Annotated in this window: 13 protein-coding genes and 1 tRNA gene; 3 read left to right on the top strand and 11 right to left on the bottom strand. The window is 39.3% G+C overall.

The features are described 5' to 3' along the window. The first annotated feature begins 256 nt into the window (after positions 1 to 256). Positions 257 to 2,734 (top strand): PilZ domain-containing protein, encoded by a 2,478-nt coding sequence (locus tag H5118_RS02580; RefSeq protein ID WP_182747691.1) that lies wholly within the window; start codon positions 257 to 259, stop codon positions 2,732 to 2,734. Positions 2,735 to 2,754: 20 nt separating this feature from the next. Here the strand turns inward: H5118_RS02580 and serB are convergent, their stop codons facing one another. Continuing rightward, entirely contained in the window at positions 2,755 to 3,783 is a 1,029-nt protein-coding gene (gene serB / locus H5118_RS02575; protein WP_182747690.1) for a phosphoserine phosphatase SerB, read from the bottom strand. A 152-nt stretch (positions 3,784 to 3,935) separates the two neighbouring features. Between serB and H5118_RS02570 the strand changes: the two genes are divergently transcribed. Beyond that, the gene (locus H5118_RS02570) at positions 3,936 to 4,556 is read left to right on the top strand and encodes an AhpA/YtjB family protein (protein ID WP_002958772.1); all 621 of its coding nucleotides are present in this window, start codon (positions 3,936 to 3,938) and stop codon (positions 4,554 to 4,556) included. Here the strand turns inward: H5118_RS02570 and H5118_RS02565 are convergent. The 5 genes from H5118_RS02565 to H5118_RS02545 form a co-directional block, all read right to left on the bottom strand. Further along, entirely contained in the window at positions 4,523 to 5,290 is a 768-nt protein-coding gene (locus tag H5118_RS02565; protein WP_182747688.1) for a TatD family hydrolase, read from the bottom strand. The two genes, H5118_RS02570 and H5118_RS02565, sit on opposite strands and share 34 nt — an antisense overlap. 21 nt (positions 5,291 to 5,311) lie before the next feature. Next, positions 5,312 to 5,950 carry a pyridoxamine 5'-phosphate oxidase gene (gene pdxH, locus H5118_RS02560; RefSeq protein ID WP_024596079.1) on the bottom strand — a complete coding sequence of 213 codons (639 nt, stop codon included), beginning with the start codon at positions 5,948 to 5,950 and terminating at the stop codon, positions 5,312 to 5,314. 468 nt (positions 5,951 to 6,418) lie between these two features. Continuing rightward, positions 6,419 to 8,161, bottom strand: a complete 1,743-nt coding sequence (gene argS, locus H5118_RS02555; RefSeq protein WP_024596080.1) for an arginine--tRNA ligase — start codon at positions 8,159 to 8,161, stop codon at positions 6,419 to 6,421. 60 nt (positions 8,162 to 8,221) lie between these two features. Next, positions 8,222 to 9,811 carry a peptide chain release factor 3 gene (prfC, locus tag H5118_RS02550; protein ID WP_002958776.1) on the bottom strand — a complete coding sequence of 530 codons (1,590 nt, stop codon included), beginning with the start codon at positions 9,809 to 9,811 and terminating at the stop codon, positions 8,222 to 8,224. Positions 9,812 to 10,103: 292 nt separating this feature from the next. Beyond that, positions 10,104 to 10,394, bottom strand: coding sequence for a multidrug transporter (locus H5118_RS02545; protein WP_259397878.1), 291 nt, complete (start codon positions 10,392 to 10,394; stop codon positions 10,104 to 10,106). A gap of 157 nt (positions 10,395 to 10,551) precedes the next feature. On the opposite strand from H5118_RS02545, the gene H5118_RS02540 reads away from it, so the two are divergent. Further along, a complete protein-coding gene (locus tag H5118_RS02540) occupies positions 10,552 to 13,218 on the top strand; it encodes an ATP-binding protein (protein ID WP_024596082.1) in 2,667 nt (888 codons plus the stop codon). A gap of 73 nt (positions 13,219 to 13,291) precedes the next feature. On the opposite strand, the gene rimI is transcribed toward H5118_RS02540, so the two are convergent. The 5 genes from rimI to guaB form a co-directional block, all read right to left on the bottom strand. Then, positions 13,292 to 13,759 carry a ribosomal protein S18-alanine N-acetyltransferase gene (gene rimI, locus H5118_RS02535; RefSeq protein ID WP_182694287.1) on the bottom strand — a complete coding sequence of 156 codons (468 nt, stop codon included), beginning with the start codon at positions 13,757 to 13,759 and terminating at the stop codon, positions 13,292 to 13,294. After that, the gene (locus tag H5118_RS02530; protein WP_182694285.1) at positions 13,746 to 14,051 is read right to left on the bottom strand and encodes a hypothetical protein; all 306 of its coding nucleotides are present in this window, start codon (positions 14,049 to 14,051) and stop codon (positions 13,746 to 13,748) included. The genes rimI and H5118_RS02530 overlap by 14 nt, the downstream gene beginning before the upstream one ends. 64 nt (positions 14,052 to 14,115) lie before the next feature. Continuing rightward, positions 14,116 to 14,192, bottom strand: a tRNA-Trp gene (locus tag H5118_RS02525). A gap of 155 nt (positions 14,193 to 14,347) precedes the next feature. Continuing rightward, positions 14,348 to 15,925, bottom strand: coding sequence for a glutamine-hydrolyzing GMP synthase (gene guaA, locus H5118_RS02520; RefSeq protein WP_002958782.1), 1,578 nt, complete (start codon positions 15,923 to 15,925; stop codon positions 14,348 to 14,350). 102 nt (positions 15,926 to 16,027) lie between these two features. Next, positions 16,028 to 17,497, bottom strand: a complete 1,470-nt coding sequence (guaB, locus tag H5118_RS02515; RefSeq protein WP_002958783.1) for an IMP dehydrogenase — start codon at positions 17,495 to 17,497, stop codon at positions 16,028 to 16,030. Positions 17,498 to 17,631: the final 134 nt, after the last annotated feature.

The following is a 17,631-nucleotide window of genomic DNA, read 5'->3' as shown; positions in this document are numbered from 1 at the left end:
CTATCGTCACAATCAATAAATACACATGGTGTTTCTTTTTAGCTATAATTTAGGGCATACTTTTTGCTTTGTAATAGTTTAAAGTAACTTGCCAATAAAATGGCAAATAACACATACATAACAAGAGCTAAACAGTAGTAACTCAAATAATTGTACCTATATTAATAACATAGCGCGATTTAACGTTTATTGAACTTCTAATAAATGGACTTAACAGTATACCTACTTTTTCAATTAGACGGTGATGGTTTTATAAATGGCTGATGACATAATGCTCAAACACGAAGACCTCGTGAATGAGTTAAAAACATATTTAGGCAACGCTAAATTTGATCTAATTTTCAAATCAAAAACCGCAGGGTTAACTAAACCTGAGCAATTTTTAATGAAAATGGAAATGTCGCGTTTATCTCAGCCAGTGGCACGTTTTGTTGATCTTCGTGGATTAGTGACAGGCCAAGTAAAACCATATGAGCATAACGGCAAGCAACACTTTATGGATGACACAGCCATTGAAGTGTTTGAAAAAGCGCTTAAACAACATGGTGAATACACCTTAGCTGTTTACGAAGCCGTAATGAATACAGAAAATAACCACCGCGTATTACAAAAACAAGCAGCCGAAAAATCAGAGTTACAAGAGTTAGAAAATAACTTAAACACTGAAGTAATTAAGTTTGCCTCTTACGAGAGCCGCCGTGAAGAACGGATGAATTACTCAATAAAAGTAACGATTGATTACAAAGATAAAAAGAACATTGCTGCTAGCACCTCAGATATATCTTTAAGCGGTTGTAAAGTTAAGCTTGCAACGCGCTACTCTATAAAAAAAGGCGAACTCATCGCAATGCGCTTAGTAGGCCTTGAGCAAGACTTTGAACTTGGCCTAAAAAACGGTATTCAATACGAAGTTGTTGCAGTAGAAAATATCTCTCGTGAATTTAATCACATCCGCTTAAAGCGCACTTATATAGAAAACAACGATGCCTTTAATGACTTTTTAGAAAGTTTTATTCATGGTAATAAGCGTCGTTATAAAGTAAATCTAGATAATACGCTCGATGCTGTAGTATCAAAGGGGTATGAGCAGTACTACATTCCTCGCGTTACGTCTTTATATGTGTTTTTAAGTAAAAAAGATGAGCAATATTACCCAAGCCTTAGCCTTACCACTGAAAATAATATTTTTATTCAGCGCTACTTTACCGATGAAAGAAAAATACCGTGTTTGTACAATATACTTAATCATCAGCGTATTACACAATTACTAACTCAAATTACCGCAGTAAAAGAAGATTACCTCTATACATTTACACATATATCATCAGGTAAAATTTATTACTACTCAGCGACGCGTACAGAGTTAAATAACAACCCTAAATTACGTGATCTATTTTTAGGTTTTGGTAGCCAAAAAGAGAGCTGGCAGTGCTTTAAAATACAAGTAATGCCAAGTCATCCAGATGATTCTTTTATACCGCTTTCACTACCTAATAGTGCCGGTGAAAATATAGAAAAATTAAATAAGCCGCCTTCACCTCGTGTAAAAGGCCTTATAAAAGATGTTAAGTATATTGTTGTACTTACAAATATTGGCAATAAAGCTGAACAAGCAAATTATAAACAACTTACTTTTGATAAAGCATTAGTAAATCAGCTCAAGCACTTTGGCCACGCAAAACACAAAACACCACCCTACTTAGATATTGTGCCACTTGAATACGTAAATTTACGCTCGCATAAGCGCTACCTTTATAAAACACCAGTTAGTGTCACTATTAATGATGAGGTATTTAACGGCTATACACGTGACTTTTCGGTAATGGGTTTGCAGTTAGAGTGCGAACAACCTGCCACATTTAAAAAAGGCGATATAGTACTTTTAGCATTCCCTGAACTTCAAAAAATAACTAAAATGCATAAGCTTAGTGAACTAAAGTACGAAGTAATGGCCATCAGTAAGTCATTTACTACTATTAACCTAAAAGCAAATCGTATTGCTGATTTACCCCATGCTGGCGTGACCTTTTTCACTCAGCTAATAGAAGGTAATAAAGACAAACTTAAAGTATCTGAAGAAGCACCTAAAGTAGAAGGCTTATCTACCGCACTTAGAAATATGGTTACAAAAAGCGTTTGCCAATTTCCGCTATATTTACACAAAGAAGCTGCACACTTTAAAACCGGCGCAATTGGATATGGGTTATACGCCAGCCCTATGCACGTGATTTTGCAAAACTTTGGTTTATTAAGTAACAAAACTGACTTTTCGAGCATTCTGACCGAAGAGCAAATTATTAATGTAATAACACCAAATATTAAAGATCGCAGCCGCCAAGATGCACCGCTTGCTTTTACACTTGCTATTAACTTCGATCCTCGAAAAGGCAGTATTGAAGAGGCTATTGTTAGCCAATGCGCTTTAGGTGAAGACTACTCAAGCTTTTATAAACAAATTAGTAAAGGTATTACATCGCAACTTATATTCGTAATGCGTTTGTATATATCGCGCACAGGTCGCCCCGATACTGATTATCTTTCTAATGAGCTAAAATACGTAAGTCAGTACGCAATGCACAAAGCTAAAGATTTAGAAGAAGCCTTATGGGCCGTAGCTGGTGTAGGTGATGTAGTAGATATAACTGAAGAAGCGCTAAGCCATTTAGAACTAAAAAAAGAGCAAGTAGCACAAATGAGCCGCCGTAAGCTAATTTGGTTAAACCGCTTACGTTAAGCGGTTTAACTTAATTTATTTTAAAGTGTTGGTTGTTTTTCTAACGGAATAGCCAACATATACAACAATTGCAATAATGACCCATCACAAATAGCCGCCTGTGCTTGCTCAACCACTTTTGGCTTACCATGTACGGCCACACCTAGGCCTGCTTTTGCCATCATGACTAGATCATTTGCGCCATCTCCAATAGCTACAGTTTGTGCTTTTTTAAGCCCTAGCTTTTGCTGAAGCACCTCTAAAACGACCGCTTTTTGCTGCGCATCGACAATCGTACCCAGTACTTTACCTGTTAGCTTGTCGTCTTTAAATTCGAGCTCATTAGCGTGCACTTCATCTAAATTAATCAGCTCTTGTACACGCTCTGCAAAAGGCACAAAACCACCTGAGGCAATCGCCAAATACCACTTATGTTGCTTTAAAATTTGGCACAGTATTTTAATACCAGGCATCAATGGTAATGTACTTTTCAGCTCTTCAATTAAGCTTTTTTCAATACCTTCAAGCTTAGCTACACGCTGATATAAACTCTCACTAAAATCAAGTTTACCCGCCATTGCAAGTGCAGTTACAGAGGCAACTTCATCGTATACGTTCGCAAGGCGTGCTATTTCGTCTATGCACTCAATAGTTATTGCAGTTGAGTCCATATCCATAACCAATAAACCTGGCTCATATAAATTAGGCGGCGTAGCAACTTGCACTAATTGACAATCAAGCGTGTTTGAAAATTCTTGTAGTACTAACGGGTTTATAGTTTTATCTGCATTTTGCGCGTAAAAACACAGTGCTGGTGCAAGCCCTAAATCAGGTTGGTATTGGCATATAGCGGTGACTTTTTGGTTATGTGTCGCTAAAAAGTCAACAATACTGGCAATGTGTTTTTCCGCAAAATCACCTGCAAATGCGATGCTAAATAACCCTAATGCTTTGTTTGGAATATAATCGAGAAGTGTAGATACACCACCACTATAGCTAAACCATTTATTTAGAGTTAAGTGTTGTAATGGTTGCTCAGCAGCTTGCTGTGCCATGTTGATTTGCGACATGGGATCTCCGTGTTTATTTTTATTTTCCTGATAGTTGGCATCTCAAAACTGCTATTCTCAACACTAAATTCGCCATCAGGTGGGGTTTAAGGTTATAGTTAGTGTAGTTGTAACATCAAATCAAAATGCTGTCAGTAGCATAAACGGTGACTATGAAAAATAACCATATTAAAAACCCTATAAGCGCATCCCAAAGAAAGCGACTCGTTCGCTTAATTCTTGCGGCTGGCTGTTTTGTATTACTAAGCTGGGTGGGTGTTAATAGTAGTTTTCAGAGTCACCAGTTACTTTACGATAGCGCCGACAGCACCGCAAAAAGCCTCACTCAGTTTATGGCTTTAAATGTTAAAACACCTCTAATCGAAAAAAATAAACCCCAGCTCAATGCAATTTGTAACGATATAAGTAAAGATGAGTTCGTGCTTTCGGCCACTATTTACGATCAACAGGGTATTTTATTAGCCAGTAGCGACAATTGGCAGTCGCACCATGTTTATGGTCAACTTTCTGATTCTACCCCTGGAATAAGTAAGTTAAAAACACCTTTTATGGAACCTGTTATAAGCGATGATGACCGCCCTATAGGTTTTGTATCTATTACTTATTTAACTCGCGCTGCAATATCCGACAGCCACAATCATTTTCATGACTTAGGCAGGCAGGTTTTACTAATGCTAGTGATTGCTTGTATTTTTACGTGGCAGTTAGGCCGTGGATTAAAGCGCTGGCAGGTAAATCGTTATATGCAAAAAACATCTGAACAAGAATCATAAAGTTGCTTTGCAAGCGTCTCTTTTTCGCTGTGTGGCTTTAAATCACATAGTGCGTCAAACACATCAGGTATATGCAATGGCGTGTTAACCTCCCCTTGGTAGCCACTTAAAGGCATTGAAGGTGAATCTGTTTCAAGCACTAAGTGCTCGGGCTCAATAGCGGCAATAACAGCACGGGTTTTAGCTGCACGTTGATAGGTAATAACACCGCCTACGCCAAGCTTAAAGCCCTGTTTGATATAGTACTTCGCTTGTTGGATTGAACCTGAAAATGCATGAATCACTCCCCCATTTTTTGGCTTACAACGTTTAAACGCTTGCGCAATTAAATCATGGCTTTGCCTGTGATGTACAATGAGCGGTAAACTTAGCTCATTAGAAAGCCCTATTTGCTGTTCAAATAAATAAGTTTGTTTAGAGAGGTTTTCAATGCTTCGATCAAGCCCACACTCACCAATAGCCACCAGCTGATGCTTATTTGTAGTTGCAAACTCGAATAACGCTTCTATGTGCAATTCTTTATGTTGATCTAAGAAGTAAGGATGCAGCCCTGCCGCTATTTTTATACTTGGATAGGTTGCTTTGAGCCCTATAAGAGTATGCGATTGAGCAAGCGTAATACCCGGTACAACAAACTGATTCACTCCCTTTGCGACGCACTCGCCTATGAGCGATTCACGACTTGAATCAAACTCACTAAAATCGAGGTGGCAATGAGAGTCAATAAATTGCACGGTTACTTACTCATCTATTTATTAAGGATTTAAGCGTGTAATTTGCCAGCTATTATCTGCTTGGCGCTGATACATAAAACGATCATGTAAACGATGCGCCCCACCTTGCCAAAACTCAATTTTAGTGGGCACTACACAATAACCGCCCCAAAAATCAGGTAATGGAATTGCACCTTTAGCAAACTTATTTTTCATATTAGCAAAGGTTTCCATTAGTACTTTACGTGATGACACCGGACGGCTTTGCGCTGATGCCCACGCTGCTAATTGGCTTTCTTTAGGACGAGATAAAAAGTACTTTGCCACAGCAGAGGTAGGTAATGGTTTAGCCTCACCGTATACAATAACTTGGCGTTCCATGTGGTGCCACGGAAAGTGCAAGGAAATTTTGTTATTGCCTTTAAGCTCCTGCGCTTTACGCGAACCTGTATTGGTAAAAAATACAAAGCCGTTATCATCCAGGTGCTTTAAAAGCACAATACGCTGTGAAGGCTGACCGGTTTCATCAACAGTTGCTACAACCATCGCTGTTGGATCGGGTAATTGGCTTGCTACAGCATGCTCAAGCCATGTTTCAAACTGCTTGAATGGGTCATCTTGCAAGTTATCTTCGCTTAACGCGTCTTGCAGGTATTCACGGCGGATATCTTCGAGTTTCATAACAAATCCTTTAAATAAAGACTTAGAAAAGAGCTTAGAGTAGCGAGCTTAAAACAATAGATATTGAGTAATAAAAAATATTAAGATTCAGGTATATGCGATAGCAATAACACCGAGTCTCGGGTGTATTCCATAGCAGTAAACATAGAGTCTCAGGTGTATCGTTGGGTTTCGTTTCACTCAACCCAACCTACAACGCAAACTACACAGCTCAGATATCTGCAAGTGTAGAAGTGCTGACAAGGCGGAGTGCTTTTTATGCCAAGGAGCATACATTTAGTATGTGACTTAGGCTAAAAAAGCACGACAACGCAGTCAAAGCGAACTACACGCAGCAGACGGTTCACCTAAGTAGTTTAGCCTAAGACAAGGCATTCAACCCGACTTATCCCTATGGACATACGGTTTGTATGTGATTAGGGTAAGTCGGATTGGATAACGCAGTATTAGGTTAAAATACGACGGTGATTACATTTGCTCCATAACTTCAATGCCTAGCAAATCCAATCCCGTTTCAAGAGTTTTAGAAACCAAATTACACAACACTAAACGGCTATCGCGCACGCTTGGCTCTACGCCTTCTTTAAGTACTGGGCAGGCTTCGTAAAATGTCATGTATAAGCTTGCAAGCTCGTATAAGTAACCACATAGTACGTGCGGTGTTGCTTCGCTGATCATTAAATCAAGTACTTCTTCGAGCTGTAGTAGCTTAAGTGCAAGTGCTTTTTCTTGAGGCTCGACAATTGCAACGTCTGAATTTAATGTAGCAGCATCAACGCCTGATTTGCGGAAAATACTGCGTACGCGTGTATAAGCATATTGTAAGTAAGGAGCAGTTGCGCCTTCAAAACTTAGCATGCTGTCCCAGTTAAAAATGTAATCACTGGTACGGTGCTTAGAAAGGTCGGCGTATTTAACTGCACCAATACCTACTTTACGGGCAATTTCGCTGCGATCGCTATCACTTAAATCAGACTCACGTTCAGCTAATTTTGCTGCTGCGCGGTTAATTGATTCTTCTAATAAATCAGCAAGTTTTACTGTGCCGCCAGTACGTGTTTTAAATGGTTTATTATCGGCGCCCATCATGGTGCCAAACGGGCAAAACTCGTAACTTGTTTCGTCTCTTAATAAACCAGCTTTACGCGCTGTTAGCTCTACTTGGTTAAAGTGTAGATTTTGACGTGCATCTACAAAAATTAAGATGCGATCAGCACCTAATTTATTTGAACGGTAGTCACATGCCGCTAAGTCTGTTGTTGCATATAAAAAACCACCGCCAGATTTTTGTACGATAAACGCTGATGGCTCGCCATCTTTATTAGCTAGCTCATCTAAAAACACCACTTGCGCGCCTTGCGACTCTACGGCAATGTTTTTATCTTTAAGTAGGCTAATAATATCGTTAAGCTCTGCGTTGTATGCGCTTTCAGCCATAATATCGGCTTGGGTAAGCGTTACATTTAAACGCTTGTATACTTCTTCAGAGTGTTTAACTGAGGTGGCTATAAATAGTTTCCAAAGTTTTTCACAATGCGCATCGCCGCCTTGTAATTTAACAACGTAGTCACGTGCTTTATCTGCAAAGCCTTCCTCGTCGTCAAAGCGTTTTTTAGCATCGCGGTAAAAAGTTTCTAAATCAGCAAGCGCAACAGTATCTAAGTCAACGCCTTGACTAATTTGATCTTCTAAATGCGCGATTAACATACCAAATTGCGTCCCCCAATCACCCATGTGATTTTGACGCACAACCGTATCGCCTCTAAATTCAAGCGCACGTACAATTGAGTCACCAATAATAGTTGAACGTAAATGACCTACGTGCATTTCTTTAGCTAGGTTTGGTGATGAATAATCAACAACTACTTTTTGTGGCTTAGCATGTTCGTTTACAGCTAGTTTTGCATCATTGTTAGCCGCTTTCACGCTTTGCGCTAAAAACTCAGGCTTTAAATGAATATTAATAAAACCTGGACCCGCAATTTCAGTCTTTTGTGCAATATCGCTTACATCAAGGTTATCAATAATTTTTTGTGCAAGCTCACGCGGGTTGCTTTTCATTTTTTTAGCTGCGCCCATGGCTGCATTAATTTGGTAATCACCAAATTGTGGACGCGTGCTTTGCGTTACTGCCGGGTTTGTGTCTTCAGGTAAGCCTGCACCGACCATAGCTGCAATGGCTTTTTCAATTAAAATAGTACGAATATTCATATTTTTTTACCTTTATAAACCCGCCAAAGCAGGTTTTCTTTTAATTCTTGTAAATGAGCTCTAGTTTTCGCGTGTATGGCTAAACGTTACTTCTGGGTAACGCTCTACCGATAAGTTAAGGTTTACACGGCTCGGTGCAATGTAAGTTAAGTTATCACCGCCATCGAGAGCTAAATTGCTTTCGCATTTACGTTTAAATTCTTCAAACTTTTTAACGTCATCACTGCTTACCCAGCGTGCCGTATTCACGTTTACGCCTTCATAAATAGCATCAACGTTATATTCTGCTTTTAAACGCGCTACAACCACATCAAACTGAAGTACGCCTACCGCGCCTACTATTAAGTCGTTATTAATAAGTGGTCTAAATACCTGTACAGCCCCTTCTTCAGAAAGCTGTACTAAACCTTTTAGCAATTGCTTTTGCTTAAGCGGATCGCGAAGGCGAATACGACGAAATAGTTCAGGGGCGAAGTTAGGAATACCACTAAATTTAAGTTTTTCGCCTTGCGTGAACGTATCACCAATTTGAATTGTACCGTGGTTATGCAAGCCAATAATGTCGCCAGCGAAAGCATCTGCGGCACGTTCACGATCGCCCGCCATAAAGGTTACCGCATCAGAAATGCTCACTTGCTTGCCAATTCGCACGTGATTCATTTTCATGCCTTGGCTGTACTTACCCGATACAATACGCATAAATGCAATACGGTCACGGTGTTTAGGGTCCATGTTGGCCTGAATTTTAAATACAAACCCGGTAAAGTTTTCTTCAGTTGCAACAATTAGTCTGTCTTCGGTTTCACGTGGTAATGGCGTTGGCGCCCACTTAGTTAAACCATCTAACACGTGATCAACACCAAAGTTACCAAGTGCGGTACCGTAATAAACTGGCGAAAGCTCACCGGCTAAAAACAGATCTAAATCAAATTCGTTTGATGCACCAATAACAAGCTCAAGCTCATCACGTAACTGCGCAGCTAAGTCTTCACCAATGGCTATATCTAACTCTGGATTATCAAGGCCTTTAATTGTGCGAACATCTTGAATTTTATGACCTTGGCCCGTTTTATATAAAACAGCTTCATCATTATGAATGTGATAAACACCTTTGAACTCTTTACCACAACCAATTGGCCAAGTAATGGGTGCACAGGCAATATTTAGCTCTGTTTCAACTTCGTCCAGCACTTCCATTGGGTCACGAATATCACGGTCACATTTGTTCATAAATGTAACAATAGGTGTGGTACGCAGGCGTGTAACTTCCATTAGCTTACGGGTACGGTCTTCTACACCTTTAGCCGCATCAATAACCATTAAGCACGAATCTACTGCTGTTAATGTACGGTACGTATCTTCAGAGAAATCTTCGTGTCCTGGCGTATCAAGTAAATTAACAAGTGCGTCGTTATATGGAAATTGCATTACAGACGTAGTAACTGATATACCACGCTCTTTTTCCATTTCCATCCAGTCAGATTTAGCATGCTGGTTAGAGCCGCGACCTTTTACAGTACCAGCTCTTTGAATAGCTTGTCCGAATAACAATACTTTTTCGGTAATCGTTGTTTTACCAGCATCCGGGTGAGAGATGATAGCAAAGGTCCTTCGCTTGCTGATTTCATTGATAATAGTCTGGTCTGCCATTGATAAATTCTTTTAGTTTATATGCGGGGTTGAATGCATTTTAATAAGCGTCTGCGAGTAAACCCGTTATGTTGATCGTAATTAACTACTATTCTCGCTGATTTTCACGTTGCAAACAGCTGATAATAAAGCGTCAATAGTTGATTTTTTAATAATGGCAATTGTAACAGGAGTCGGTATAAAAGTGTGCTATCTACTTAAAAATATCTTAGCTTTAAAATAAATGTGTACAGCAAGCGATATTTAAACGACCTACAATTTGCTCGTAGATCGTTTAAATAAAAATGAGTAGTTACTTAACAACATCAATAGTAGGTACAACCGACATTCCAACACGTAGTTGACTAAGTAAAGGCTGCTTAGCATCTAAACTAATCTTTACCGGTAGGCGCTGCGCTATTTTAGTAAAGTTGCCTGTCGCATTATGCGCATCAATAGTGGAGTAACTTACACCACTTGCTGGACTTAGACTGTCAACGTGTCCTTTTAATGTCACGCCTGGCAATGCATCAACTTTAGTTATTGACTTTAAAAGATGTAAAACTATGTAAGTTTTTAAACAGCGAATTAATATTATATCCATGTAACTTGTTAAATTTAAATAACTTAAACATAAAAAAAAGAGCTAAAGATCATGCAACTAATGATTGTAATTTAGCCACCAAGACCGCTATAAGCTTGTGTAATCAGGTCGTAACGCATATTATTGGCAGATTGCATGGAGGATAAGTCGTTTGGTCATGAAAACCAGTAAGTTAAGTATAAGATTATTATGGTATATAACACCTCTTGTTATTCTGCCACTGCTATTTTTAGGTGGCTTTACGCTCACCAATGTCACTAATTCAACACAAAAACAAGCTGATTTAATAATGAGCCGTTTTGTTGAGCAACAACAGCAAAAAATATTCAACTATATCGACTCTTTTCACTCTACTGCAAAACTACTTTCAAATTCGCCAGTACTTAGTGACTTTTTAGCAAACGATATTAGTGCCAACGGTAATTACACCCGAAAACTTGGCGCGCTTATGGATGTATTTGCCAGTTACAGCGAAGCTTATCCAGATATAATTAGCATTAATTTAGTTTCAGCAAGTGGGAAAAGTGATGCCTACTACTCTAATAACCTAACAACAGCGCCTAAAAGCTATCCATTTTTTAATCGAGTATTGCAAAGTAATTTAAGTACACAGCAATTTATGATTCAAAAGGACGATGGCACCACGAGCTTATATTTCATTCAACGAATTGACAGCGTTGATTACTACTTGAAACGTCCACAGCAGCTTGGTTTTATTGTAATACATATAGAGCCTTCAATACTCAACTCCAGTATTTTAGAAGCGCCATATAACAACACACTTAATTTAATGTTGACCAAAGACGGGAAAATTTTATTTAGCTCTGACTACAACATGCGCGGCCAATACATAAGCGAATATGAACTTAACCAAGTACATGATCTTGCCGATATAGGCATGCTTTCTACCATTGAACTCTCAAGCATAGATAAAATAGAGCGAATGATTTTTGCCGTACAAATGCCCGGTGGATATTATTACGTTTCAACCATTCCCAAAGGTGTGCTTTATCAATCTGGTAAAGCCATAAGCCTAATAACAGGCTTAATTGTTATTATTTCGATAATCACCCTGCCAATATTAATTTTTATAGTGGTACGTAATTTACTACTTAATCCAATTGAATTACTAGGTGCTGCAAGCCACCGTGTTGGTGATGGCGATTTGTCGGTGCACTTACCAGCTCATACAAATGACGAAGTGGGTGTTTTGTTTAACGACTTTAACCACATGGTTAATCAAATTAGACACTACCAGCAGCAGCTTGAAGAATATAAACACCACCTTGAAGATAAAGTAGAAAGTCGTACTAAAGCACTTGAAGCCATGAACAGCCAACTAGAGCTTGCAATTGGCCAAGCCGAGCAAGCTAATCAGCTTAAAAGTCGTTTTTTAGCTAATATGAGTCACGAAATACGAACGCCACTTACGGCTATTATGGGCTTTACAGAGCAATTACTCCACAACGACAAAGTAGCCAACGACAAACAACATCTAAGCACTATTTTACGTAATTCAAAACACTTACTAGAGTTAATAAATAACATACTCGACTTATCTAAAATTGAAGCTGAAAAGCTAGCTGTCGATTTGTCTGCGTTAAACGTAGTGCAGCTTGTGCATGACATTGAATCGATTATTCAACCACTGGCACAAGAAAAACAATTAACCCTTAATATTGATTACCAACTGCCGCTACCTCGCACCATTTATAGTGATGTGACCCGCTTAAAACAAATACTTATAAATATTGCAAATAACGCTGTTAAATTTACCGAAAATGGCAGTGTGTCTATTTGCGTGCATTATTTACAAGCAAGTCAAAAGCTAGAATTTGTAATTAAAGATACCGGCATTGGGATGTCTGAGCATCAAATAGAGCGTGTGTTTAAACCGTTTGAGCAAGCCGATGCCACAACCACACGTCGTTTTGGTGGTACAGGCCTTGGGTTGTGTATTTCTAAAAATTTAGCACTGTTACTTGGTGGCGATGTAACGCTTGAAAGTGAAGTTGGCGTTGGTAGCCGCTTTACAATTAGGGTGTCGTGTCAGTTATCTGATGATCAACCAATGCTTGAGTTTTTAACGCAAGAAAGCCAGTTAATACCAGAGAAAGACCCTCTCTTATCGTTTGCGACCAATAACTTTGAGGCTAATATTTTAGTCGCTGAGGATAACCCTGATAACCAACTATTAATTAAATTATTACTGCAAACTTGGGGCCTTGAACCCGATATTGCTAGTAATGGCGCACAAGCTGTAGAAATGGCACTCGTTAATGACTATCAGCTTATTATAATGGATATGCAAATGCCTGTAATGGGCGGATTAGAAGCGACTAAAATGCTTCGTCATGCAGCATACGATGGCCCCATTATTGCCCTTACTGCTAATGTAATGAACCACGATATAGGCACTTACCTAGAAGCTGGCTGCAACAAAGCACTCGCTAAACCCATTGATAAAGATGCTCTGGAAAATGTACTCGTAAGCTACCTACATCTTGAAAAGGATAATCAAAATAAGTGGGACAGCTTATTAAAAAGCGAAAAGTTTCAGCAAATTACTGATAACTATTTAGCCAACTTACCTACTTATTTAGAAGAAGTTAAAACTCTGCAACATTGTAATGACTGGGAAGCATTAAGAAGTATAGCGCACAGTATTAAAGGTAGTTCTGGATGCTTTAATTTTGATGAGATTTACCACAGCGCTGCGGCACTTGAAGAAAATTTAAAAAGTAACAATAAAGTGCCAAGAGACGAGCTAGTAAATAAATTAATAGCAGCCATTGAGCAAGCAATTAGTGGCAAAGTAACCTAAAAGAAAACTTACAAAATAGTACAAGTTCGGTGCGTTAGTGCTCTATGCTTAAAACGCTAACCACCGACTTTAATTATGAAAAGTTTAAACCTAATGCCATGCCCATTAAAATAGCGTCTTCAAAGCCATTTTTGGCCGGATTATCACTTGGATAGTAGTTTTTACGCACTGACATCTCTGTAAAGCCAGCGTTCTCGTATAGCGCAATAGCCCGCGTATTAGATTCGCGTACTTCTAAAAAGAGGTTTTCAGCATTTTGCTGTTCACCATATTCAATAAACTGGGCTAACAACTGCCTTGCAATACCCTTACCCTGGTGGCTTGGTGTTACACAAATATCCATAAGCGTAAAATCAGGCCCTGCTTTTTCACCAATATAAAAACCAATCATGCTCACCTCATCAAATGCGGCAACATTAAAATAGCGCCCGCCTATACATGAACTCATTGTATTTAAAGTCCACGGATGGCTATGACATGCTGTTTCGATGGTCATTAATTGAGGTATTGCAGTTTCATCTACTGATTTAAAGTTTATCAAGGTGTTCACTCATTAAAGCCCATAAAGCACGCTTCTCAGAGGCGTTGAGCTGTGGGGTTGGCAATGTAAGCTGATTGTCGTTTAATTGCATCTCACTACCCTGTACAACGCTATTTATAATAATAGCCCCTGCACTGAGCTTAATGTCTGCAAATAGTTGCTCATTTATCGTTAAAGAACTAGCTGTCGTGCTTTGCGATAAAGTATCTGCTTGGTCATTTGTTTGAGAACAATAATGCTGATTGAGTTCAAGATTTTCTATATCAAAAATAGCTGCGTAACGTGGATGCATAACAACTCAGTAGATTAGACATTTGAACAATATAAGAAGTAATAAAAACGATGTAAAGAAGAAATGGCAGGGGCGGAGAGATTCGAACTCCCAACCATCGGTTTTGGAGACCGCTGTTCTACCAATTGGAACTACGCCCCTGCAATGACGACGAATTATAGAGAAGTTTCGCCAAAGGTAAAGAGAAAAATCACTCTTTTAGTTCAACTGCTTTTTAAATAAACAAAACGGCGAATTAGCATGCTAATTCGCCGTTTTTTAATCACTTAAAATTAGTTAATTAAAACTAAAATTAATTATTCCCATTCGATAGTTGCAGGTGGTTTACCTGAAATATCGTAAACAACACGAGAAATACCATCAATTTCGTTAATGATACGGTTTGAAACCACACCTAAAAACTCATATGGTAAATGTGACCAGCGTGCTGTCATAAAGTCGATTGTTTCTACACAACGAAGTGATACAACCCAATCGTACTTACGTGCATCGCCCATAACCCCTACCGATTTAACTGGTAAGAATACAGTAAACGCTTGGCTTACTTTATGGTAAAGCTCAGCTTTGTGTAGCTCTTCGATGAAAATCGCATCTGCGCGGCGTAGTAAATCACAGTACTCTTTTTTGATTTCGCCAAGTACACGTACACCTAAGCCTGGTCCAGGGAAAGGATGACGGTAAAGCATGTCGTACGGTAAACCAAGTTCTAGACCAATTTTACGCACTTCATCTTTGAATAATTCACGCAATGGCTCAACAAGGCCCATTTTCATGTCATCTGGTAATCCACCCACATTGTGGTGAGATTTAATAACATGCGCTTTACCTGTGGCAGATGCCGCAGATTCAATAACGTCAGGATAAATTGTACCTTGCGCTAACCATTTCGCATTTTTAAGCTTTTTGGCTTGCTCATCAAATACATTAATAAACGTGTGACCAATGGCTTTACGTTTATCTTCTGGGTCTGACTTACCAGCTAAATCATTTAAAAACTGCTCTTCAGCTTCAACTTTAACAATGTTTAAGCCAAATTTATTACCAAACATGTCCATAACTTGCTGACCTTCGTTTAAACGAAGTAAACCATTATCAACAAATACACATGTTAGCTTTGCGCCAATTGCACGGTGAATAAGCATAGCCACAACTGATGAATCAACACCACCAGATAGACCTAAAATGACTTCGTCATCACCTACAGTTTCTTTAATACGCTCAATAGCATCATCGATGATTTTTGCAGGAGTCCATAATTTTTCACAGCCACAAATATCAATAGCGAAACGCTCAAGCAAACGTAACCCTTGATGAGTATGCGTTACTTCTGGGTGAAATTGTACGCCGTAAAAACGCTTTTCTTCGTTAGACATTGCAGCATGTGGACAAGTAGATGTTTTAGCTGTTGTTGTAAAATCAGCTGGAATGTCCATTACTTTATCGCCATGACTCATCCATACGTCAAGTATGCCGTTGCCGCCATCAGTAATATGGTCTTCAATTGCATCAAATAATGCACAGCTGCCTACTTTTTCAACTTGTGCGTAGCCAAACTCTTTTTTATCAGAGCTGTGTACACTTCCGCCAAGTTGAGCTGCCATTGTTTGCATGCCGTAGCAAATACCTAGCACAGGCACGCCTGCATTAAATACATACTCAGGAGCGCGCGGGCTGTTTTCAAGTGTTGTTGATTCTGGACCACCAGAAAGAATAATACCTTGTGGGTTGAACTCGCGGATTTGCTCTTCAGTCACATCCCATGCCCAAAGTTCACAGTAAACACCAATTTCACGCACACGACGGGCGATTAATTGAGTGTATTGTGAACCAAAGTCTAAAATGAGAATTCGTGAATCGTGAATATCTTTGCTCATGGAGTATCTCGTAAAGTCTGATGCTAAATGCCGTTTGTTAATGTAAACGACTAAAAAGAGGGCTTGCAAAGCAAGCCCAGTATATTAAATTAATTACGCTGCTTAACCTAAGCGGTAATTTGGTGCTTCTTTAGTGATTTGCACATCATGAACGTGCGACTCACCCATACCTGCTGAAGTAACACGTACAAATTGTGGTTTTGTATTTAGCTCTTCAATTGTTGCACAACCCGTTAAGCCCATAGCGCTTCGTAGGCCGCCCACTTGCTGATGAATAATCGTTGCAATAGGACCTTTGTAAGCTACGCGACCTTCAATACCTTCAGGTACTAACTTGTCTGCTTCGTTTGATTTTTGGAAGTAACGATCTGATGAACCTTCTTTTTGATCCATCGCGCCCAATGAGCCCATACCACGGTAAGATTTGTAATAACGGCCTTGGTATAACTCAACTTCACCTGGTGCTTCTTCTGTACCAGCAAGAAGAGAACCCACCATTACACACGATGCACCAGCAACAAGTGCTTTGACAATATCACCAGAAAAACGAATGCCACCATCAGCAATAACAGGAATGTCGCGACCTTTTAAACCTTCAACAGCATCTGAAATTGCGGTAATTTGTGGAACGCCACAACCGGTAACAATACGTGTAGTACAGATAGAACCAGGGCCGATACCTACTTTAACTGCATCCGCTCCGGCATCAGCTAGTGCAATCGCACCTTCAGCCGTTGCAATGTTACCTGCAATAATTTGTAAGTCTGGGTACTCTTTGCGAGTTTTAGTAACACGGTCAATAACGCCTTGAGAGTGACCATGCGATGTATCGATAAGTAAAACATCAATACCCGCTTCTACTAATGCAGCAATACGCTCATCAGTACCTGCGCCAACACTTACAGCAGCACCTACACGTAAACGACCTTGGTCATCTTTACATGCGTCAGGTTTGTCTTGGGCTTTTTGGTAATCTTTTACTGTGATCATGCCTTTAAGTTTAAATTCATCATCAACAACTAAGATTTTTTCAATGCGGTGTTCGTGCATTAAGCCTAAAATTTCTTCGCGTGCTGCGCCCTCTTTAACGGTAACAAGCTTTTCTTTTTTAGTCATAACGGTAGAAACAGGCTGTTCAAGCTTAGTTTCAAAACGCATATCACGACTAGTAACAATGCCTACAAGCACATTATTGCTGTCGGTAACCGGAAAGCCTGAAAAACCTTTTTCGTGCGAAAGCTCAATTGCATCTGCAATTGTTAAATCGGCAGTAACCGTTACAGGGTATGAAACAATACCTGCTTCGTAGGTTTTAACTTTACGTACGTTTTTCGCTTGTTCTTCAATAGTCATGTTTTTATGAATAAAACCAAGACCACCTTCTTGCGCAAGGGCAATAGCTAAACGAGCTTCTGTAACAGTATCCATAGATGCTGAAATAAGCGGCAAGTTAAGTTTGATACCACGCGTTAAGCGAGTTGAAATATTTGCCGTGTGTGGCAAAACAGTAGAATGACCAGGTACTAAAAGTACGTCATCAAAGGTAAGAGCTTCTTTAGCGATTCTAAGCATTTTGGCAACTTCTCACATGTGGATCTAAGATAAGGAATTGCGGCCAAATTTTAACAGCGTTGTTGGCATGAGTAAATAATATTTCGCAAATATTTATGATAAAGTAGTGCAATAAATAGTTTTAGGTTGTTTTT

The sequence above is a fragment of the Pseudoalteromonas sp. SR41-1 genome, from assembly GCF_014164015.1.
GTDB lineage: Bacteria > Pseudomonadota > Gammaproteobacteria > Enterobacterales > Alteromonadaceae > Pseudoalteromonas > Pseudoalteromonas distincta.
Note: the sequence above shows the minus strand (reverse complement) of the source record. Positions and strands in the feature narration are given on the sequence as shown.